Below are 20,143 nucleotides of genomic sequence, written 5' to 3' on the forward strand. Positions count from 1 at the left end.
CTAAGATTTATTTCTTAGTAATACAATCTCTGCTAAATTACCCACTTGAGAATTTAGCCGCGTCATATTTAGGATGCGAGCCTTCAACAGGCATTCTTTTCCCATGAGCGATGACGCAAACTTCCCAATCCCAGAAGAGGAGAACATGATTGATCCCCCCGCATTTCCCACTCTGGAGGAAATGGCGGAACTGCTGCCCCAGTATGAATTTCACAACGTACTCGGCGTCGGTGGCATGGGGGCGGTGTACCTCGCACGCCAGGCGACTCTGGACCGCTGGGTGGCCATCAAAATGCTTCCTGTCTCCGCCGCTCAAAATGAGGAGGACGCCCAGAGGTTCATTACAGAGGCACGCTCCATGGCCAGACTGAGCCACGCCAACATCGTGGCGGTGTATGACTTTGGTCAGACAGCGCAGGGCCACCTCTATCTCGTCATGGAGTATGTGGATGGGCTGGACCTGCACCGTCTCATTCACAGCGAGGAGCTGCCCGCCGAACGCATCCGAAGTCTCGTGCCCCAGATATGCGATGCGCTGGAGTATGCCCACACCCACGGCATCGTTCATCGCGACATCAAGCCCGCCAACATTCTTATTACTTCGAACTGGCAGCCCAAGATCGTGGATTTTGGCCTGGCCAAAGACAAGAACCAAGAGACCGGGGACGCGTCTGAATACGGCACTCCTGACTATGCAGCCCCTGAGCGCCTGCAGCCGGATGCCCAGGTGGACCACCGTGCAGACATCTATTCCCTCGGAGTGGTGATTCATGAAATGTTCACCAAGCTCACGCCACGAGGCGCTGGTGCAGCCGCCGGCCAGGGATTGCCTCCGGAATATGCCAGCATCGTGAGCCGGTGCATGATGACAGACCCTGCACGGCGATTCCAGAGATGCGGAGAGATCAAGGCTTTCCTGAATGCGGCCACGATTGCAGCCAAAGCTCCAGCCCCGGCTGCGCCGGTGCATCGTCCACCACCAGCACAGCTCCAAGCCAGAATCCGCCAGCCAGGCGCCCCGCCGGTACAAATGCGCCAGGGAGGTATGCCCGGATGGGTATGGGCGGCAGCCTGCCTGGCCCTGCTGGCAGCAGCTGGTGGCTGGTATGTCAAACAGCAGCAATCTTCCTCTGGGCCGAACGCACCACAGACACAGGCGGCTTCAAATTCCGCCGCATCATCGGAATCTGCAAACTTGGGCAAAGCCGTACCACCCAGCGTGATCAGCGACTCGCCCGCAGGACCTTTCAAGCCACCAGCCGGAGACTTCTCCGTTCTCAAACGACTCACCGGTCATCGTGAAATGGTTTATGCCAGCGCAGTGTTGCCGGATCAGCGCCGGGCCATTTCGGGAGGACATGATGACACGCTGATCATGTGGGATGTGGCCACAGGAGCTGCCATCAAACGCTTTCCTTCGCCCGTGGGAGATATTCATGGCATTGAGGCGGCGTCGGATGGCCATCGTGTCCTGCTTTATTCCATGCGCACCCAGCAGGTGGCGGTGTTTGATCTCGATGAGGGCAAAACCCTCGCGAGCATCAAAGCACCGGACAACCGTCTGACCCTCGCCACCTGGGCGGCAGACCAGAAGAGCGCTTATCTGCTCTGCAACAAACCCAACGGCGGTGTCTATGTCTGGGACCTGTCCCAGGATGGTGTGCTGAAGCAGTTCTCAGAATGGCCCCGGGCTGCCTACTCCATCATCACGCTGCCGGCGCAGCCACCTGCCAATGAACCCCAGCTTTTGGTGGTGGGCAGCACAATGAAGCCCAATCCCAACCTGGGCCCCAACTCCAACCAGCCTCTCGTGATGGACAAGCCCTGGGCGGCGCTCTTCACCGAGCCCGGGCACCGCATCATCAAAGATCTGCCGGATTACACAAGCATCCGGAACCGCATGTCCCTCTCTCCCGATGGCACCACCGTGCTGGCGGGCCAGGGCAGTCTTTTTCTTCTGGATGTGCCGGCGCTGACCACACGCTTCATGATGCCTGTCACAGGAAATATCGGCTGCAGTGCCAGCGCCTGGGCGGCAGCCGGTCGCCTGGTCATCGCCGCGTATTCAGACGGCAGTCTGCGAATCCGCGAGGCGGAGACAGGAGTGGAACTGGCCTCATTGAAAATCGAGCTGCGCGCCAACTCGATCAAGATCTCTCAGGACGAATCCTGGCTGCTGGTCTCGGCCTTCCCCATGGATGTCAAAAACCCGGGCCCCAATGACTTTGACGTGCTCGTCATACGTCTGCCGGAGCTGAACAATCTGGGCTCAGATCAAAGTTTTCGCAATCTGGCCAAACGCCAGAATGCCATGCTGGAAAAGTTTGACCCCGAGCTGGCCGCCTTGCGCAAGAAGGCAGTGCCGAGCGACTCGCTGGCCAATGACGAGCAGGTGCTGCTTCAGATTCAAGATCTCACCAGCAAATACGGTGCTGCACTGAAAAGGACAGCAGCCACAGCGCCACCGAATGACCAGCAGGCCATGCTCAGAGAAGCAGATGCCATCGCAGCTGGCCAATCTGTGCCAGGCCCAGCAACAGACTCCGCCACCACTGGAGAGCATAAGCGCCTGCGTGGGATCTACCGCCAGCAGATTGCACAAATGGAGCAGCGCCGCTCTGAGGCGCTCAATACTGCATTCAAATCCCTCGAAGCCGCAGTGCAGCCCCTTTCCACGAGCCGTGAGCAGAGCAGAGACAGAATGGGGCAGGCGCGCTGTGCCGCCCTGCTGGCCAGCCTGGCCATGCCTAAATCCTTCTCTGCTTTTGCGCCAGTCTCTGTGGCAGAGAGCGCCGTGGAAAAGGCTCCTGCCGCGCCAAAGAACGTGGCTGCTGTGACGCCGCCTGTGCGCCAGCCTACAGTGCCAATACCCGCTGCGTCAGCTCCCAAAGCCCCCTTTGCGAATAATGTACGGCTGGAGGTCGCCATCGGACGGCCCTCGAAGATCGAAGGCGGTGACTTGGACGATGAAATGCAGGTGATGAATCCGCGGGTGAAACTGACCAACAATTCCACTTCCCAAAGCTACGACGGCTACACAGTCAATTTCATGCTCCTGGGAGAAAGCACCATCGACATGAAAGTCTTCAAGGTGCTGCAGCGCGTGGATTTTGCCGTGAGTCTGCCCGTCCGGCAGACCTTTGAAAACAAGCTGCCCACTGTGACCACCCAATATGACACCACCGGGGCCAAGTTTGGCTACAAATACTCTGGCTGGGTGGTGCAGGTGCTCAGCCCGCAAGGGGAGATCGTTTTCACCAAATCCACCTCGGCCAGTGTGGAAAAACTGCCTGATCTGGTGAAGACGCTTAAGGCGGACCAATGCTATGACAAAAAGCTCTCAGCAGTGGGGGAGCCAGTACTGCGCTTTTGACCCGGCCGCAGCCGAGCCGGGTGTGTTCTTGATTGAACTGCACGCCACCTCAGACTATGTGGCTGGCCGCCCATGTTCCGCGCTCTACTCACGTCCCGTCTTCAAGCAGCCTTCACCGCCGCAGGCATCGCCCTGCCGGAGGGCTTCACCCCTGGTGTCGTCATCGCATCCGACACGCGCTTTGGCGACTACCAGAGCAATGCGGCGATGATTCTAGCCAAGCAGCTGAAGATGAATCCGCGTGCCCTGGCAGAGCAGATCAAGGCGGCGCTGCAGGTGGAGGACTTATGTGAAAAGGTAACAGTGGACGGCCCCGGCTTTTTGAATCTGACGCTCAGTGCTGGCGCGCTGGCCCAGAGGCTCTCCGTCATCGTCAAAGACGATCACGTGGGTGTGCCCCCAGTAGCACAGCCAAAGACCATTGTGGTGGACTTTTCCGCCCCGAACATCGCCAAGCCCATGCACGTGGGCCACATCCGCAGCACCTTCATCGGCGACTCGCTGGCCCGTGTGGCACGCTTCATCGGCCACAAGGTCATCACCGACAACCATGTGGGCGACTGGGGCACGCAGTTTGGCATGATCATCCACGGCTGGAAGACGCAGCTCGATCAAGCCAAGCTGAAAGCCGACCCGATCCATGAGCTGGTCAGTGTTTACAAAGCCGTGAACGCTGCCACCAAGGCGGACGAAGCCGTGCTCGAAATCTGCAAGGGTGAGCTGGTGAAGCTGCAACAGGGCGATGCTGAAAATCTCTCGATCTGGAAGGAGTGCGTGCGCCTCACGCTGGAGCAGCTGGAAAAGGTGTATGGTGCGCTAGACATCAAGTTTGACCACTACCTTGGCGAAAGCTTCTACAACGACGCACTCGCTCCGTTGGTCGCAGACATGCTGAATCAAGGCATCGCCACCATCAGCGACGGAGCCACCGTGATCTTCAGTGATGGCAGCGTGAAGCCAGAGAACGACCCCTTCCTGATCCGTGAGAAAGATGAGTGGAAGGCTGCGCCCTGCATCATCCGCAAAGGCGATGGCGGCTTCCTCTATGCCACCACCGACCTAGCCACCATCGACTACCGCGTGAAGGAGTGGAAGGCCGACGAAATCTGGTACGTCGTCGGCGCGCCACAGCAACTGCACTTCCGTCAAGTCTTCGCCGCCGCACAACGTCGCGGCGTGACCACCAAGATGATCCACATCGCCTTTGGCAGCATCCTGGGGCCGGACGGCAAGATGTTCAAAACACGCAGCGGCGAGACGGTGGGCCTGCTGGAAGTGATTGATGAAGCCATCGAACGCGCCCGAGCCGCTGCCGATGAAAAGGAACAGGGTCTCAGCGATGCGGAGAAGGACGAGATCGCCCGCATCATCGGTGGCGGCTCCGTCAAGTACGCCGAACTGAGCCAGAACCGCCTGACCGACTACAAGTTTAGCTGGGACAAGATGCTGAGCCTGCAGGGCAATACTGCGCCTTACCTTATCAACGCCTACGTGCGCACCCGCAGCATCTTCCGCAAGCTGGACGGTCAGGTGACTCTGACTGACGACCTCGCAATAACCGAGCCTGCTGAGCGTGCCCTCGCGATGAAGCTGGCGCAGTTTGCCGAAAACGCCCACGACCTCCTGGACGATCATCGCCCGAACTTGCTGGCCAACTACCTTTACGAACTGGCCAACACCTACCACAGCTTTTACGAGGCCTGTAATGTGCTGCGCTCCGAAGGCACCGTGCGCAACACCCGCCTGACTCTCTGCGAGGCGACTGGCCGCGTGCTCAAGACCGGCCTCGGGCTGCTGGGCATTCAGACGACGGAGAGGATGTAGCTCTTCTTTGTGCTTTCGGTCTCGACATTTCCAGGCGGCATCCAGTAGCTTCGCCGCATGCGTGCGCTCTGCTGTTTTGTGCTCTTTGCCACATCTGTTTCCGCGCAGAAGGATGGCATGCATACCCAGACCTTTCCGCTCAAGAAGGAATTGATCGGCGGAGATACATTTGTCCGCCCCAACCAGCTTGAGCAACTAAACCCCATAGGTTTTCAAAATCCTCGGACACCATTTGAGGGGATCGATCCAGATGAAGCAGTAGGAGCGACGGCGCCACGCCAGACGGCCAAAGCCGTGCTGCTTAACGAAGGCATTCCTTTCCCCCCGGGAGCTACGGCGGAGTTTAACCCGCAAAGCGGACTGATTTCTGTGCACAATACGCCCGAGAACCTGAAGCACACGCGGCTTTTCCTTGAGTCATTTGAGCCTGATCTACCGCTCAATGTCTCTTATCTAGTCACGGTGATCGAGGCACCGGGGGAAGTCATACGCCAGGCCAGCGCTGCTGCGGTAAACGCCCAGGAATGCAGCAGTCAGCTCTCGACATTGCTCACGGCAACGAAGCAACCTGGCTCAAACGTACGCGTAGTCGGAGATGCCTTTCTCGAATCAGAAAGCGGTCACCGCTCCACTTTCTCCAGCGTTCAGCAACACATCATCCCTACAGGCATAACAACCCAGTCAAAAAGTGGCATGAGCCTCGACTTGGATTTGCTGGGATCTGGCCTGAAATTTGAAGTCGAAACTGGACAGGAAGAGCAGGAGATCAGCATCACTCTCGAAGTAAACAGCCTCCCGCCATCCACAAAGATGCTGGCCTTCGGCCACTCGGCGAAAGACGAGGCAGGCACATTTCCAGCGACTTCCATCTGGCAATCAAATTTGGCCACCTACCTCAACTGTGAATCAGGACATACGCGACTGGTTTCCGTGACCAAACCTCAGGGCCCAAAGGATAATAATACGCTTTGGGCAGTCTTTCTCACCGTCTGCCGCCAGCGCATCTCAACTACCGGGCAGCCTTTTGCTTCAGCCGTGGAACTCACAGGCTCCAGCCACCAGGCTGCTGTGCTCAAAAAGATTGTTTTTGATCTCCCGCAAGGCTTCCTGTCGTTCTTTCTCAAGGAGCAGACTCCGGAATACCTGCAAAGGTGGCTGGAAAGCAATGGTCTGGAAAAAATCCATGGAGCCAGCGCCTGCGAAAGAGATGCCAAACTGGAAGTCATCAACACCCAGGAAAACATAGAACGCATCCATGGCATTCTGCGTGAAATGAGGCGCTCCCTGCCCAAAACAGCAACCTTCACCTTGAATACCATTCAGGCGCCAGCCGATCTGCTGCGTGACCTGACACGAGCCCACGCAATGCATGGTGACCATGAGGCACTATGGCGTGCGCTGGAGGCAACTGTTTCAAAAGGAGCGGCTTCGTATATCAATACCACACAGATCACCACTGACTCGGGTATTCGCTCATTCCACCATTCAGGAAGCGAAGGCACATGGATCAGCGAATTTTCCATCAACAAAGACGAGCAGGTATCAGTCGACTTTGAAAAGCACGAGACCGGGAGCATGATCGAACTGGAGGCATGGCTGCCAGAGCAGGATGAGCACATTCAAATTCATCTCACTCATGACTTGCAGACCGGACCGATGACCATGGTCCATCACGCATTTAAACAACCCACGTCAGGTCAGTCATTTGAGCTGCCACTGCCGGCCCAGCACACAGCCAGGACCACCCACAGTTTTTCCATGACACCCGGCGGCATCAGACTTGTGTCCATCTGCCGTCCAACTGGCGAGGTGAAGTCTGATGTGCTGTGGGCTACATTCATTTCATGCGAAGTTGTGCCGCACATCCCATCCAAGCGCACCCCGCTTTTCTCCAGCACATCTGAGCAGGGAGAAATCGCCAAACACAAACTAGAAACTCGTGTGTTTAAGACGCCCCAGGGCTTTTTTTCTTCAGCTTCACCGGGGTGGGGTCCCATCACCGCAGAAGCAGCCAGGCAAGCACTCGCAGCTGCTGGCGTCAGCATGGATCCAGAAGCGGATGTTTACGTATCGAATGATTCTGGCATTCTGCGAGTCAAGGCCACCAGTACGTGCCTCGATCAGATCGATGCCGCCCTCAAGAAAACTGCAGACCACCTCAGCCAGACCGTCGTTGTGCATGCTCATCTTTTTGAAGGCCCCGGATCATACGTACGTAGCGCGGCACAAAGTGTGGGACGTCAAGCCGACCACTCCGGGCTGCTGAGCAAGCTGCAAACCGATGCCAAAATAGGAAAGGTGAAATATGTAACAACCCTCCGGGTCGAAACCAAGGGGGGCGTCAGAACACAATCAGAACAAGTGCGCCAGATACAACAGCTCACGGGCATCCGACCTTTGGAAAATGAAGGTGCTGAATTCATCATGGAAATGTGCAAGCATGGGCATCTTCTCACTTTGGAGCCTAAAATCCGCGCCGACGAAGAAGCCGCCGTCATGGAGTTCACCTTGGAGTTTGGTGACACTGATCCTGTTCAACGACAGGAACACTTGATCGACACTCACGGCAGAAAGCTCGACTTTCCTCTGATCGAGGTTCCTGTCTCCAAACTCACCTCTGCAGTCACGATGTCACCTGGCACCGCAAGGCTCATATGGATTTTCCGCCCCCAGGATTCCAAGGACGACCGCCTTCAGATCTTGTTTTTCCAGTACATCCTCGATTAATCGTGCTGCCAAGGGCGGACAACCGAGGTGCAGACTCCAGCTCGGCTCTATGTTCAAAAGCCAGATAGCTGCAAATAGACTTAACAGGAGTCGATTGCGAATGCAGCGATTCTTTCCGCAGACTGGAGAATTGGTAGTATCTCCTGATTCACCTCTCTGAGGGGAAATGTGGAACTTCGTCTCTGCAGCTTCGTTTACGAGGCATGCTACGCCTCATCACCGCCTTGCTCATATTATCCAGCTTGTCACACGCTGCCACACCCGAACTGGCTTTCCCTGGCGCAGCAGGATTCGGCGCTTTCACCAAGGGTGGCAAAGGAGGAAAAGTCATCGAAGTCACCCGGCTGGATGATGATCTGAAAAATCCGCCGGAAGGCTCTTTCCGCTGGGCAGTGCTGCAGAAGGGTGCGCGGGTGGTGAAGTTTCGTGTGGCAGGAACGATTGTGCTGCAGGACGCGGTGGAGATCCGGGAGCCGTTCATCACCATCGACGGGGGAGATGCGCCGGGCATGGGCGTGTGCCTGCGGGGCGGGTCGCTGGAGTTCAAGGACACGCATGACATCATCGTGAGAAACATCCGCGTGCGGCTGGGCGATGAGACGACGAAGCGCAAAAACCGTGAGCGAAAGCTAAAGAGGCCGGAGCATTCGAATGCGCTGGACTGTATCGGCCTCACCCGCTGTCGGGATGCGATCATCGATCATGTCTCCACCTCCTGGAGCTGCGATGAGCTTTTCAGCGTGGTGCACTGCCAGAACGTGACAGTGCAGTGGTGCCTGCTGGCGGAACCGCTGAGCAATCCCGAGCTGCATCCGTATGGCGACAACCACGCCTTCTGCTTCAACTCCAGTGCGGACACGATGAGCGTGCATCACTGCCTCTTCGCCCGTTACGTGATGCGTGGCCCGCAGTTTGAAGCCAATGACATGCGCAAAGGCGATGACTACGCGGTGCAGATGGAGGCGGTGAACAACGTCATGTTTGACTACCAGAAATCGGGATCGCGCTTCACCACGGGCGTGGAAGACCACAAGGATGAGGCGACGCCCAAGGGCTATGCTTTTCAGTTCATCGGGAATGTGTACCGGGCAATCCGGAGCGCGATGCCATCTCGGCCGTGATGAAGCATGGGGTACACCCCGGGGTGCGTGCCTTTGTGGATGATCCAAAGCAGGTGCGTCTCAGCGACACCAAGGGGAGAGAGAATCTGATGGAGGATGCCTTGAAGCAGCTGCGGCACGCTCCTGTCTTCTCCTCCCCCGCCCCGATCCAGCCTGAAAAAGCCGAGGAGGTGCTGCGCGGGGTATTGGAGAGCGCCGGCTGCTCCCACAAACGCGATGCCGTAGATCAGCGCATCATCTCTGATGTCCGTGCAAAACGCTTCCAGAAGATCGTGCGATCTCAGGATGAGGTGGGCGGCTGGCCCAGCCTGACGGAGTAAGGAATCGCTGGCATGCCGGCCATTCGTCATTCATCATTCATTCCTCGTCATTTCCCGCCATGCCCGTCCCACTTCTCGACGTCAACGCCCAGAACCTCCCCCTCGAATCCGAACTCCAGGCTGCCTTCACGCAGGTGCTGCATCATGGCAGGTTCATCATGGGGCCGGAAATGGAGACCTTTGAAAAGGAAGTCGCTGAAATGGTGGGCGTGAAGCATGCCCTGTCGGTCTCCTCCGGTACCGATGCTCTGCTGCTGGCCCTCATGGCGCTGGACATCAAGGCCGGGGACGAGGTGCTCTGCCCTGCTTTCACCTTCTTTGCCACGGCGGGAGCGGTATCACGTCTGGGTGCCGTGCCGGTTTTCACTGATGTGTGCCCGATCTGCTTCAACCTGGATGTGAACGATGCGCGGAAGAAGATCACCGCCAAGACCAAGGCGATCATCCCCGTGCACCTCTTTGGCCAGTGCGCTGACATGATCCCCATCCTGGCCCTGGCCAAGGAGCATGGGCTGAAGGTGATCGAAGATGCCGCACAGTCCATCGGAGCTAGGTATCGCGGGACGAGCAGCGGAACGATGGGAGACTTTGGCACCTACAGCTTCTTCCCCAGCAAGAACCTCGGCGGCTTCGGCGATGGCGGCATGCTGGTGACGAATGACGACGGCCTGGCCGAATACGCCCGCGTACTGCGTGTGCACGGCGGCAAGCCCAAATACTACCACCACTATGTGGGGGGCAATTTCCGCATGGACACGCTGCAATGCGCCCTGCTGAGCGTGAAGCTGAAGCGCTATGCCCAGTACACCGCAGACCGCCAGCGCAATGCGGCCCACTACATTTCAGAACTGACCAAGCTGCCCGGGGTGGTGCAGGCGGATCCCGCCCACTGCAAATGCGTGACCTCCCAGGACGAATGGCTGGTGGCACAGGATGCCAAGATCGTGCTACCGGTGAGCTACGCGCACAACGAGCACATTTGGAACCAGTTCACCATCCGTGTGCTCGGCGGACGCCGTGATTCGCTGCGTGACCACCTGGTATCCAAGAAGATCGGCTGCGACATCTACTACCCCGTCACACTGGACCAGCAGAAGTGCTTTGCTGATCTGCCAGCGGCGTCACTCTCAGGCTGCGAGGTGGCACATCGCGTGGCTGGCGAGGTGTTGAGCATCCCGATCTACGGAGAGCTTACCGAGGCCCAACGCCTGGAAGTGGTGGCCGCCATTCACGAGTGGCTGGCCTGAAAATCGCCAAGGCTAAGAAGCGGCACGGATGACGCAGAGATGGCTCGCAGAGTCATCCCATTGGGCGGTTTTAGCCACTCGCCTCTCACCTCGTTCATGCGGGCCATTTTGCCCACATCTGTATTTTACAAGGGCTCGATTTCGAGCCCCTAGCGAACGCAATCAGGGCTTTACTGGAGCTGGAGCGGCGGGAGCCGCAGGCGCAGCCGGGGCAGCGGCGGAAGGAGCTGGTACTGTAGGAGCAGCTGGAGCTGGTGCAGGCGCCGAGGGCACTGGAAGCGGAGCCGGAGTCACAGGTGCAGGGACTGGGGCAGGAGCAGAAGGCTGCAAGGAAGGAGCAGCCTGTGGTGCAGGAGCCATGGCTGGAGCAGGTGCGGCCTGAGGAGCGATGGTGGGGCGAAGGCCGCCGTCAGCAGCATTCAGCTTGATGTTTGGCACGCCAGGAATAGCAGCCGCAGCAGGCTTGGGCTCCACCTTCGGAGCCGGGGGAGGATCGACTTCCTTGGTCGGCAGCGAAGCAGCGATCCAGCCGAGGCGATTCTGGCTGATGGTCTGGTACTCCTGCGCGTCTGGGAACTTGGCGGCGAGGTCTTCGTAAGCCTTCTTGGCTTCGTCGGCCTTGCCCTGTGCCCAGAGCAAATCACCAAGACGCACCTGCGCCAGAGGGGCAGCTTCACTGGAAGCAGATTCGTTCACGATGCGCTCAAAGACGGCCTGCGCCTCATTGCTTTCGCCCATGGCATCCAGCTTTGTGCCGAGGCCCAGAAGGGCGAAGACAGCGAGCGGGTGGCTGGCATTCTTGGAGGTGAACTCCTTGAGAGCTTCCACCGCGGAGGATTTCTTGTTCTGGTCCCACAGCAGGTCCGCCTTCAGCAGCAGAGCGTTGGCAGCGGCATTGGTGCCGGGGTAGCGGGAGATCACGAGATCACAGTCCTCAACTGTCTTGGCTGCCGTAAAGGCCTCGGCCGCTTCGTTCGCCTTGAGAGTGCCCTGATGCTTGATGAATCCAAAGGCGATGATCCCAGCCACCACGATGATGAAGAGCCAGACGATCTTGCGGAGGTTGTCCTCCATGAACTTTTCCATACCGGTGGCCGGAAGTTCTTGGGAAGCGTAGTCGAGTTGAGACATAGAAGATAGGTTGGGGAGAATCGGGTGAGCGAAAGGCTCAAAGGGGGACAAACATTGAATGACGAGGGCTGGGGTGGCAGCTCAAGGATTCCGCCTCCGGGCCTCTCTTCATTCGACTTTTGTCGTAACGGCGCTTACGCACCCACTTTCGCACGGGCTTCGTCAGCCAGAGCGGTGGAGAGGTAGCGCTCGCCGGTGGAGCAGGCGACGGTGACGATCAGCTTGCCGGCATTTTCCGGACGCTTGGCCACCTCGATGGCGGCGCAGACGTTGGCACCGGTGCTGATACCGACGAGGATACCCTCTTCCTTGGCCAGACGACGGGCCATGGCAAAGGCATCATCATTGCTGACTTTGATACACTCGGTGATCTGTGCGTTTCCAGCACTGTCCTTCAGGTGCAGGTTGGCAGGGACGAAGCCTGCGCCGGTGCCTTGGATCTTGTGCGGTCCGGGCTGCACAGGCTGGCCTGCCAGCGTCTGATTGATGACCGGGGAGGCTTCAGGCTCCACAGCGATGGCGGTGAAGCTGGGCTTGCGGGGCTTGATGACTTCCGTCACACCGGTGATCGTGCCACCCGTGCCCACAGCGGCCACGAGGATGTCGATCTTGCCATCGGTGTCGGCCCACAGCTCTTCGGCAGTGGTCTTGGAGTGGATGGCCGGATTGGCGGGGTTTTCAAACTGCTGCGGCATCCAGGCATTGGGAGTGCTGGCCACGAGCTCGGTAGCCTTGGCGATGGCGCCCTTCATGCCCTGGGCACCTGGGGTGAGCACGAGCTCAGCACCCAGCAGGGCGAGCAGCGTGCGGCGCTCCAGAGACATCGTCTCAGGCATGGTCAGGATGAGCTTGTAGCCTTTGGCGGCGGCGACAAACGCAAGAGCGATACCGGTGTTGCCGCTGGTAGGCTCGACGATGATGGTGTCCGGTGTCAGGATGCCGCGCTTTTCTGCGTCCTCGATCATGGCCATGCCGATACGGTCTTTCACGCTGCCGAGCGGATTGAAGAACTCGCACTTCAGAGCGATCGTAGCATTGAGGCCAGCAGTCACTTTGTTCAGCTTCACCAGCGGTGTTTTGCCGACGGTTTCGACGATGTTGTTGTAGATGCCCATGATGAGTTTGGAGTTAGCGGTGGAAACGTGACCGGAAAAGCCGGCGGCTGTACGAGATTAGTGCTGGTTGCAGAATTCTTCGAAGCGATCCATGCCGGCGTTGATGACGTCGAGACCGGTGGCGTAGCTGAAGCGCACGGTGTGCTCGGCACCAAAGGCCACGCCAGGAACGATGGCGACTTTCTGCTTGCTCAGGAGCTTCTCACAGAAGTTCACGCTCTTGATCTGTGTAGGCTCGATGTCCACCAGGAAGTAGAATGCTCCCATGGGCTCCACCACACGGATGTTCTTGATGTTGTTCAGACGGCCCAGCATGTACTGACGGCGGACGTCGAACTCATCGCGCATGTCGCTGACGATCTGCTGATCCATCTGCAGGGCGGCCAGAGCACCATACTGGGCAAAGCTGGTCGGGTTGCTGGTGGTGTGGCTCTGGATGGTGTCGATGGCGTCGGCGATCTTCTTGGGAGCGGCGGTGTAGCCGAGGCGCCAGCCGGTCATGGCGTAGGCCTTGGAGAAGCCATTGATGGTAATGGTGTGATCGTAGATCTCCTTGCTGAGGGAGGCGATGCTGACATGCTCGTGGCCGCCATACACCAGCTTCTCATAGATTTCGTCAGAGAGGATCACGATGCCCTCGCCCACAGCGATCTCGGCCAGAGCCTTGAGCTCTTCACGGCTGTAGATGGAACCGGTGGGGTTGCCAGGGGTGTTAAGGATGATCATCTTGGTCATCGGGGACATGGCGTCCTCGAACTCCTCGGGGGTAAGCTTCCAGCCGTTTTCGCGCTTGGTTTCCACGATCACGGGGATTCCGCCGACGATGCGCACCATTTCAGGGTAGCTGGTCCAGTAGGGGGCGGGGATGATGACCTCGTCTCCGGGATTCACGCAAGCCAGAATGGCGTTGTAGCAGGAATGCTTGGCACCGCAGTTGACGCTGATCTGGGAGGGGTCGTACTGCACATTGTTGTCCACCATGAGCTTGGCGGCGATGGATTCGCGCAGTTCCAGGATGCCGGCGCTCTCGGTGTAGCGGGTCTTGCCGGAATTCAGAGCCTCAGTGGCGGCGGCGATGATGGGGGCGGGGGTGTTGAAGTCGGGCTCACCGGCACCAAAGCTCAGCACGTCCACGCCCTGCTTCTTCAATGCCTTCGCCTGGGCGGTGATGGACAGGGTCATTGAAGGGGCTACTTCGGCGATGTTCTTGGCAATAAAATCCATGGTCAGAGGTGGTTGAACGGGTGAAAAAGCTGGGGGCGGTCTATAAAGGCGGGGGCGGGATGTTTGTCAATCATTCCTCCCACCACCGCCAAAGGGCGGCTTGTGCGCAGCGCAGGGCCGTTTTAGTCATGCAGTCCATGAATCAGTCACGCCCCAAACCCACCTCCGCCCGTCAGTCAGCCGTCCCCATCCGAGGCATGGCGCTGGATGTGCTGGGAGAATGGGCTGCGGGGGACCGCTTTGCCGCCGACCTCATGGACCGCATGCAGCGGGAGAACTACCTCAGCCAGCCAGACGCCGCCTTTTTGCGGGACATCGTGCTGACCACCCTGCGCAATCTCTCGCTGCTTGACCACTGGATCGCCGTGCTCACCGAGGACAAGCACCTGGACCACCGGAGCCGCTGGGGGCTGCGCATCGGCCTATGCCAGATATTGATTCTCAAGGTGTCAGAGCATGCAGCAGTGAATGAAACGGTGGCCGCCACCGGCCGTGCGCGCAGCCTCATCAATGCCGTGCTGCGCCGGGCCTGCCGGGAAACCGAGTCCCTGCTGGCCATGCCTGCCACCCTGCCGCTGGAGACGCGCACCTCCCACCCCAAGTGGCTCATCCAGCATTGGCTAGGCCTGCATGGCGAGGCCAAAACCACCGCCTTATGCGAGTGGAATCAGATCCCAGCCCCGATGTGCGCCCGGGTGAATCACCTGCACCCTGAGATGGCCGCTTCGGCGGATGATTTCATCGTCTGTGAGCAGCTGCCGCGTGAGGAACTGAGTGACGGCAAAGTTTACATGCAGGACCCCAGCACCGCGCTGGCCCCTCGCCTGCTGGCCCCGCAGCCCGGAGAGCGCGTGCTGGATGCCTGCGCAGCCCCTGGCGGCAAGACCGCGCTGCTGGCCCAGCTCATGGGAAACACAGGTGAGATCATCGCCTGTGACGTTTCACCCGCCCGCCTACGCCGCCTCGAGGGCAATCTCCGGCGCCTCCATGTGACGAATGCCCAGATTGAGCTGCACGACTGGGCAGACCCGCAGGTGCCCGCCTTTGCCGAAGCGGGGTTTGACCGCATCCTGCTCGATGTCCCCTGCTCCAACACCGGCGTGATGCGCCGCCGCGTGGATGTACGCTGGCGGCTGCAGCCTGAAGACATCACTGCGCAGATGGAAACCCAGGCTCAGCTCTTGAAGAACTGCCTCCGTGTTCTCAAACTTGGCGGCACCCTTGTTTATAGTACGTGCAGCATCGAGCCTGCCGAGAATGAGCGGCTTGTGGAGTGCGTGCTTGAATCAACGCCTGGCTACGAGTTCGTCTCCACCCGCCGCAGCTTTCCACCCGAGGACCAGATGGATGGCGCCTTCGCGGCAGCGATCCGACGGGTGTGAAGTTCGTGCGTGACATCCCCCCTTCCCTTCTTCAACAATCTCACCTCCCATGAAATTCACCTCCCTCCTCCTCGCCCTGGCGTTCGTGGCTCCTGCCTTTGCTGCCGACTCCCCTAATACCGCCGGCCTGCAGCTCTACAGCCTGCGCAGCCAGTTCAAACTGCGTGGAGTGCCGTGGACGCTGGATCAGGTGAAGCAGTTTGGAGTCAAGGAGGTGGAGCTAGCAGGCACTTATGATCTGACCGCTGAGCAGTTCAAAGCAGAGCTGGAGCAGCGTGGTCTCAAGGCCATCAGCAGCCACTTTCCCTACGCCCGCTACAAGAACGATCTCGACAACGTTGTGAAAGAGGCCAAGACCCTCGGCCTGAAATATGCAGGCTGCGCCTGGATCGACCACAAGGACAAGTTCGACGAAGCCGAGTGCCGTGACGCCATCGCGGTCTTCAACAAAGCAGGTGAGGCATTGGCCAAGGAAGGCATCACCATGTTTTACCACGCCCACGGATTTGAGTTTGAGCCCTATGGCGACGGCACCCTGCTCGATCTCTTCCTGCGCGAGACCAAGCCTGAATTTGTCTCCATGCAGATGGACATCCTCTGGATCATCTTCCCCGGCCAGGATCCGGTGAAACTGCTGAATCAGTACAGCGGCCGCTGGAAGCTGATGCATCTCAAGGACCTGAAAAAGGGTGTGGCCACCGGCTTCCTCACCGGCAAGACGGATGTGGAAAACGACGTCACGCTCGGCACCGGCCAGATGGACTGGGCCAGCATCTTCGCCGCCGCACGTAAAAACGGCATTCAGCACTACTTCATCGAAGACGAATCCTCCACCTCTCTGGAGCAGATTCCTCAAAGCCTGAAGTACCTGCGCGCCAACGGCTTCGAGTGATCTCATGTCACGCCGCCTCCACGCCCTGGTTCTACATGGCGTCTTCATCCTCTCTGGCATATCGGCGCTGATCTACCAGCTTGTATGGCAGCGTGCGCTGCTGACGATCTACGGCAGCAATGTCGAGTCCGTGGCGATGGTGGTGGCGGCCTTCCTGGCGGGACTGGGCATTGGCAGCATCGTGGGTGGATGGATTTCCAAGTCCGCCCGTGCTCCACTGGTGCTGCTCTTTGGTCTGGCGGAGCTCGGCGTAGGAGCTTACGGACTCATTTCGCTCAAGCTCTTTGATGTCGTGGGTGCAGTGACCTCTGTGCAGGCCCACGGCCTCACCACGGGTGCACTGGTCTTTTTGCTCGTGTTTCTTCCCACCCTTCTGATGGGCGCCACACTGCCGCTGCTGGTGGCGCATCAAGTGCGGGATACTGCGCATGTGGGCCACAGTGTGAGCCGCCTGTATTTCGTAAACACGCTCGGGGCCGCCCTTGGGGCCTACCTCGCCGCGCGCTGGCTGCTCGGAGGCTTTGGCATGAGCGGCACCATTCACATCGCAGCCGCACTGAATGCCACGGCGGCTTTCATCGTGCTGGTGGTGCTGAGAAAACCTCCCGCAGAAACAGCGGAAACACCCGTTACCGTGACGAATGCCGCGCCATGCGAGATCCCCTTTCGCACCGCCCTGCTCTGGTCCGCGCTCTCTGGCTTCCTGGCCCTTTCTTGGGAGATCATCTGGTCGCGTGTTTTCAATTTTGCCAGCGCCTCCCTCGCCCCTGTTTTTGGCTACATGCTGGGCAGCTATCTACTGGGACTCGCGATCGGCTCACTCCTGAGTCCACGCTTATTGAAGCAAGGAAGCCAACTGCGCAGCAAACTCACGCGCTGGGTGATGTTTTCGAGTTTGGCTGCTTTTTTTGTCGCGCCACTCACCGCAATCGCTGCCACGCAGATGTTTTGGGAATGCGGTTACTATTTTGTCATCATCGCCGGGGCGCTGCTCGGCCTCACGTTTCCGCTGCTCTGTCATGCAGCGATACCTCCCGGCAACGACACCGGCAGCCAGCTCTCGCTGCTCTATCTCGCCAACATCATCGGTTCTGGTGCAGGCAGCCTGCTCACCGGCTTTGCCTTCATGGAGTGGCTGAGCCTGCAGCAGCTAAGCGTCCTGCTGCTGGGTGCGTCATGGCTGTGGGCCGAATCGATTGGCCGTTTCCAATTGCCCCCCGTAACACGCTGGCAACTGCTGAGCATAGTTATCATTACTTTGAGCCAGTCTCAGGGTTTCTACGAGCGCTTGCAGTACAAGCACGAATTCAAACCCGGCATGCGCTTCGCGCAGATCATCGAGTCGCGCCACGGCGTGATCACGGTGGACACCAGCAATGCTGTTTATGGCAATGGAGCCTACGATGGCATGATCGGCACCAAGCTGGAGCCGAAGTCTTGGCTGGTACGGCCCTACTTCCTTTCTGCGGTGCGGGACCGCATTGAAAACGTGCTCGTCATAGGCGTGGCCAGCGGATCGTGGACACAGATTCTCGCCAATCATCCGCAGGTTAAAAAGGTCACCGCCATCGAGCTGAGCCACGGTTACCTTGATCTCATCCGCGCACGCCCGGAGGTCTCTAGCCTGCTTACCAATCCCAAGCTCGAACTCGTCATCGACGACGGCCGCCGCTGGCTGCGGCAGCATCCCGATGCGCGCTTTGACGCCATCGTGATGAACACCACGCACCACTGGCGTGAGTTTGCCTCAGCCCTGCTCTCGCGTGAGTTTTTGACGGAGGTCAAAGCCCACCTCAAGCCAGAGGGCCTCGCTTTCTGGAACTGCACCGAGTCGCCACGTGCCGCACGCACCGGCATGGAGGTCTTTCCACACACAATGATGGTCATGAACCACTCTCTGGCCAGCAACATGCCGATGGAACCAGACCGCGACCGCTGGCAGAAAATTCTCTCCACCTATCATATCGACGGCCAGCCCGTCATCGCCCCCGATCAAATCGAAGGCGTGCTCGATTTCCTCAAAGGCGAAACCCTGCCCGTGCCCGGCGACATGTGGCACTGGTGTCGCCGCCCCGCCATGCAGGCCGCCTGGGGCACCACGAAAATCATTACGGATGACAACCTGGGGCACGAGTATCCCTAAGCGGCAATTTGCGTTCCAGCCCTGCCGAGTTCATAGACCCTCATGCTGCCTGCCTCCGACCTATCCCCCGGCGCCATGATAGAACTCGTGCGTGAAACCGTGCTGCCAGACCTGCCTGCTGAATTCAGCCCTGAGGCTGATTTCTTTGAAGCAGGACTCGACTCCATGGGAGTAATGCAGCTGGTAATGTACCTAGAGGAGCGCTTTGGCAAGAAAGTCGAGCCCTCTGAGCTAAGCCGCGCCAACTTTCGCAGCGGGCAGGCCATGGCGGCGCTGGTGATGGGCCAAGCGAAAGGTGCATGAGCTCCAGCGATTCATCCATCTGTCAATTTCCCCTCACGGGCACCGATGGCTTCGTGGCGGCTCTGGATTACCTAGCGCGCTCCGCTGATGGCCGGGGCCTGGATGCCCTGAGCGAGATTCAAGTGTGCGGGCAGTCAAACGCAGAACGCCTGCGCTGGCTGGCGGCCGAGCTACCCCAACGCATGCCGTTGCTGCATGCCACCCTGCGCAAGGACAGTGTCTTCGGAGTGCCTTATTGGGAATTCTCGGGCGAGGCTGCGCCCATCCCCATCGAGTTTCATCGCGTCGCAGGTGTTGAAGGCGAAGAAAACTCCGTGGTCGAATCCATGTCTGCTTTGCGAAGACTTCGCATGCAAGGCCGCAAGCGCACCTCGCTGGGCCCGCCACACATCAGGCTGGATGTGGTGCGCACGAGCGATCAAACATGGACCATGCTCATGAACTGGTCCCATCTGCTGCTGGATGGCACGGGAGTGGAGCTGCTCTTCAAGCACATGGATGAGCTATGGCATGATCCGCAGGCAGCCTCCCCACAGCAGCCCATGGTGCGCCATGACAAGCCTTGGTGGAAGCTGTTTCAGGAAAGCGAGAGCTGCGGCACCCATCTCATGAACCTGGGAGCTGAGCCATTTGTGTCCTCCAGTCGAGGTAGAGTCGCCAGCGGTCGCCGCTGTTGCCTGTGGGAAACTTTCTCCAAGGAGGAAACGGCACGGATCAGACTCACGCTCGGAAAGATAGGCGGAGACATGATGCGCACGTTCTTCTATGCGGGTCTGGCGGCTCGCTGCCACCAGGCCGTGTTTCAGTCGCGTGGACAGCTGGGCATTCCCTACGCCGTGCCCATGCCGGTGCAGCAGCGCCCGAAGGACGGCAACGGACTCACAGCGATCTTTCAGAACCACATGTCGATGTTTTTCTACATCCTGAAGGATGCCGACCTGACTAATCTGGCCATAGCGAGCAAAGCGCTGATGAAGCAGCACATGGAGCACCTGAAGCTCAAGCGGCATCTGTCCTTCAACTCGATGCAGCTTCTCACGCGCCACATGCCAGGAAAAACCATGCTGGACCTTGTGCGGCTGGCGCAGCGTGGAGAGATCGCCTCCTGCTACCATGCTTACACGGGCAGCTTCGGCGAAGGCATGACCTCCTTCTGCGGCGGCGAAATCCTCAACGCCATCCACATGCCCACGGTCAACGCCCCTCCTGGGAGCGGGCTGTTTGTCTCTGAATGCCGGGACCAGTTGACAGTGACCGTGAGCTATCTCGACACCTGCCTCAGCGAAGCGGAAACCGAACTGATGCGTGAGCGCTGGCGTTCTGATCTTCTCGGTGAATGAT

Annotated in this window: 14 protein-coding genes; 11 read left to right on the forward strand and 3 right to left on the reverse strand. The window is 58.9% G+C overall.

Annotation, left to right across the window (positions count from 1 at the left end; all coding sequences use genetic code 11):
• The first annotated feature begins 103 nt into the window (after positions 1-103).
• The 6 genes from HNQ65_RS14090 (at position 104) to HNQ65_RS14115 (ending at position 10,612) form a co-directional block, all read left to right on the forward strand.
• Positions 104-3,373 (forward strand): WD40 repeat domain-containing serine/threonine protein kinase, encoded by a 3,270-nt coding sequence (locus tag HNQ65_RS14090; protein ID WP_184340187.1) that lies wholly within the window; start codon positions 104-106, stop codon positions 3,371-3,373.
• Positions 3,374-3,445: 72 nt separating this feature from the next.
• Positions 3,446-5,197 carry an arginine--tRNA ligase gene (gene argS / locus HNQ65_RS14095; RefSeq protein WP_184340188.1) on the forward strand — a complete coding sequence of 584 codons (1,752 nt, stop codon included), beginning with the start codon at positions 3,446-3,448 and terminating at the stop codon, positions 5,195-5,197.
• A gap of 57 nt (positions 5,198-5,254) precedes the next feature.
• Positions 5,255-7,924, forward strand: coding sequence for a hypothetical protein (locus HNQ65_RS14100; RefSeq protein ID WP_184340189.1), 2,670 nt, complete (start codon positions 5,255-5,257; stop codon positions 7,922-7,924).
• A 242-nt stretch (positions 7,925-8,166) separates the two neighbouring features.
• Positions 8,167-9,045 carry a hypothetical protein gene (locus HNQ65_RS14105; protein WP_184340190.1) on the forward strand — a complete coding sequence of 293 codons (879 nt, stop codon included), beginning with the start codon at positions 8,167-8,169 and terminating at the stop codon, positions 9,043-9,045.
• Entirely contained in the window at positions 9,045-9,365 is a 321-nt protein-coding gene (locus HNQ65_RS14110) for a hypothetical protein (RefSeq protein ID WP_184340191.1), read from the forward strand. The genes HNQ65_RS14105 and HNQ65_RS14110 overlap by 1 nt, the downstream gene beginning before the upstream one ends.
• Positions 9,366-9,424: 59 nt before the next feature.
• The gene (locus HNQ65_RS14115; protein WP_184340192.1) at positions 9,425-10,612 is read left to right on the forward strand and encodes a DegT/DnrJ/EryC1/StrS family aminotransferase; all 1,188 of its coding nucleotides are present in this window, start codon (positions 9,425-9,427) and stop codon (positions 10,610-10,612) included.
• A gap of 162 nt (positions 10,613-10,774) precedes the next feature.
• Here the strand turns inward: HNQ65_RS14115 and HNQ65_RS14120 are convergent, their stop codons facing one another.
• From HNQ65_RS14120 to HNQ65_RS14130, 3 genes are all read right to left on the reverse strand, one after another.
• A complete protein-coding gene (locus tag HNQ65_RS14120; protein WP_184340193.1) occupies positions 10,775-11,743 on the reverse strand; it encodes a tetratricopeptide repeat protein in 969 nt (322 codons plus the stop codon).
• 134 nt (positions 11,744-11,877) lie between these two features.
• Complete coding sequence (cysK, locus tag HNQ65_RS14125; protein WP_184340194.1) at positions 11,878-12,858, reverse strand: cysteine synthase A; 981 nt, start codon at positions 12,856-12,858, stop codon at positions 11,878-11,880.
• A 57-nt stretch (positions 12,859-12,915) separates the two neighbouring features.
• Positions 12,916-14,082, reverse strand: coding sequence for a pyridoxal phosphate-dependent aminotransferase (locus HNQ65_RS14130; RefSeq protein WP_184340195.1), 1,167 nt, complete (start codon positions 14,080-14,082; stop codon positions 12,916-12,918).
• Between the two features lie 137 nt (positions 14,083-14,219).
• Between HNQ65_RS14130 and HNQ65_RS14135 the strand changes: the two genes are divergently transcribed.
• From HNQ65_RS14135 to HNQ65_RS14155, 5 genes are all read left to right on the forward strand, one after another.
• The gene (locus HNQ65_RS14135) at positions 14,220-15,464 is read left to right on the forward strand and encodes an RsmB/NOP family class I SAM-dependent RNA methyltransferase (RefSeq protein ID WP_184340196.1); all 1,245 of its coding nucleotides are present in this window, start codon (positions 14,220-14,222) and stop codon (positions 15,462-15,464) included.
• A 49-nt stretch (positions 15,465-15,513) separates the two neighbouring features.
• Positions 15,514-16,356, forward strand: coding sequence for a sugar phosphate isomerase/epimerase family protein (locus tag HNQ65_RS14140; RefSeq protein WP_184340197.1), 843 nt, complete (start codon positions 15,514-15,516; stop codon positions 16,354-16,356).
• 4 nt (positions 16,357-16,360) lie between these two features.
• Positions 16,361-18,499 carry a fused MFS/spermidine synthase gene (locus tag HNQ65_RS14145; protein WP_184340198.1) on the forward strand — a complete coding sequence of 713 codons (2,139 nt, stop codon included), beginning with the start codon at positions 16,361-16,363 and terminating at the stop codon, positions 18,497-18,499.
• Positions 18,500-18,574: 75 nt separating this feature from the next.
• Entirely contained in the window at positions 18,575-18,802 is a 228-nt protein-coding gene (locus HNQ65_RS14150; RefSeq protein WP_221306162.1) for an acyl carrier protein, read from the forward strand.
• Positions 18,799-20,142: a hypothetical protein gene (locus HNQ65_RS14155; protein WP_184340200.1), complete on the forward strand. Its 1,344-nt coding sequence runs from the start codon at positions 18,799-18,801 to the stop codon at positions 20,140-20,142. The genes HNQ65_RS14150 and HNQ65_RS14155 overlap by 4 nt, the downstream gene beginning before the upstream one ends.
• Position 20,143: the final 1 nt, after the last annotated feature.

This window comes from Prosthecobacter vanneervenii (assembly GCF_014203095.1).
Taxonomy (GTDB): Bacteria; Verrucomicrobiota; Verrucomicrobiia; order Verrucomicrobiales; family Verrucomicrobiaceae; genus Prosthecobacter; species Prosthecobacter vanneervenii.

Bases quoted from the DNA above. Each gene is read 5' to 3' on its own strand.
- HNQ65_RS14135 (WP_184340196.1), top strand. From the start codon at position 14,220: ATGAATCAGTCACGCCCCAAACCCACCTCCGCCCGTCAGTCAGCCGTC.
- HNQ65_RS14090 (WP_184340187.1), top strand. From the start codon at position 104: ATGAGCGATGACGCAAACTTCCCAATCCCAGAAGAGGAGAACATGATT.
- HNQ65_RS14145 (WP_184340198.1), top strand. From the start codon at position 16,361: ATGTCACGCCGCCTCCACGCCCTGGTTCTACATGGCGTCTTCATCCTC.
- HNQ65_RS14140 (WP_184340197.1), top strand. From the start codon at position 15,514: ATGAAATTCACCTCCCTCCTCCTCGCCCTGGCGTTCGTGGCTCCTGCC.
- HNQ65_RS14115 (WP_184340192.1), top strand. From the start codon at position 9,425: ATGCCCGTCCCACTTCTCGACGTCAACGCCCAGAACCTCCCCCTCGAA.
- HNQ65_RS14130 (WP_184340195.1), bottom strand. From the start codon at position 14,082: ATGGATTTTATTGCCAAGAACATCGCCGAAGTAGCCCCTTCAATGACC.
- HNQ65_RS14100 (WP_184340189.1), top strand. From the start codon at position 5,255: ATGCGTGCGCTCTGCTGTTTTGTGCTCTTTGCCACATCTGTTTCCGCG.
- cysK (WP_184340194.1), bottom strand. From the start codon at position 12,858: ATGGGCATCTACAACAACATCGTCGAAACCGTCGGCAAAACACCGCTG.
- HNQ65_RS14155 (WP_184340200.1), top strand. From the start codon at position 18,799: ATGAGCTCCAGCGATTCATCCATCTGTCAATTTCCCCTCACGGGCACC.
- argS (WP_184340188.1), top strand. From the start codon at position 3,446: ATGTTCCGCGCTCTACTCACGTCCCGTCTTCAAGCAGCCTTCACCGCC.
- HNQ65_RS14120 (WP_184340193.1), bottom strand. From the start codon at position 11,743: ATGTCTCAACTCGACTACGCTTCCCAAGAACTTCCGGCCACCGGTATG.
- HNQ65_RS14150 (WP_221306162.1), top strand. From the start codon at position 18,575: ATGATAGAACTCGTGCGTGAAACCGTGCTGCCAGACCTGCCTGCTGAA.
- HNQ65_RS14110 (WP_184340191.1), top strand. From the start codon at position 9,045: ATGAAGCATGGGGTACACCCCGGGGTGCGTGCCTTTGTGGATGATCCA.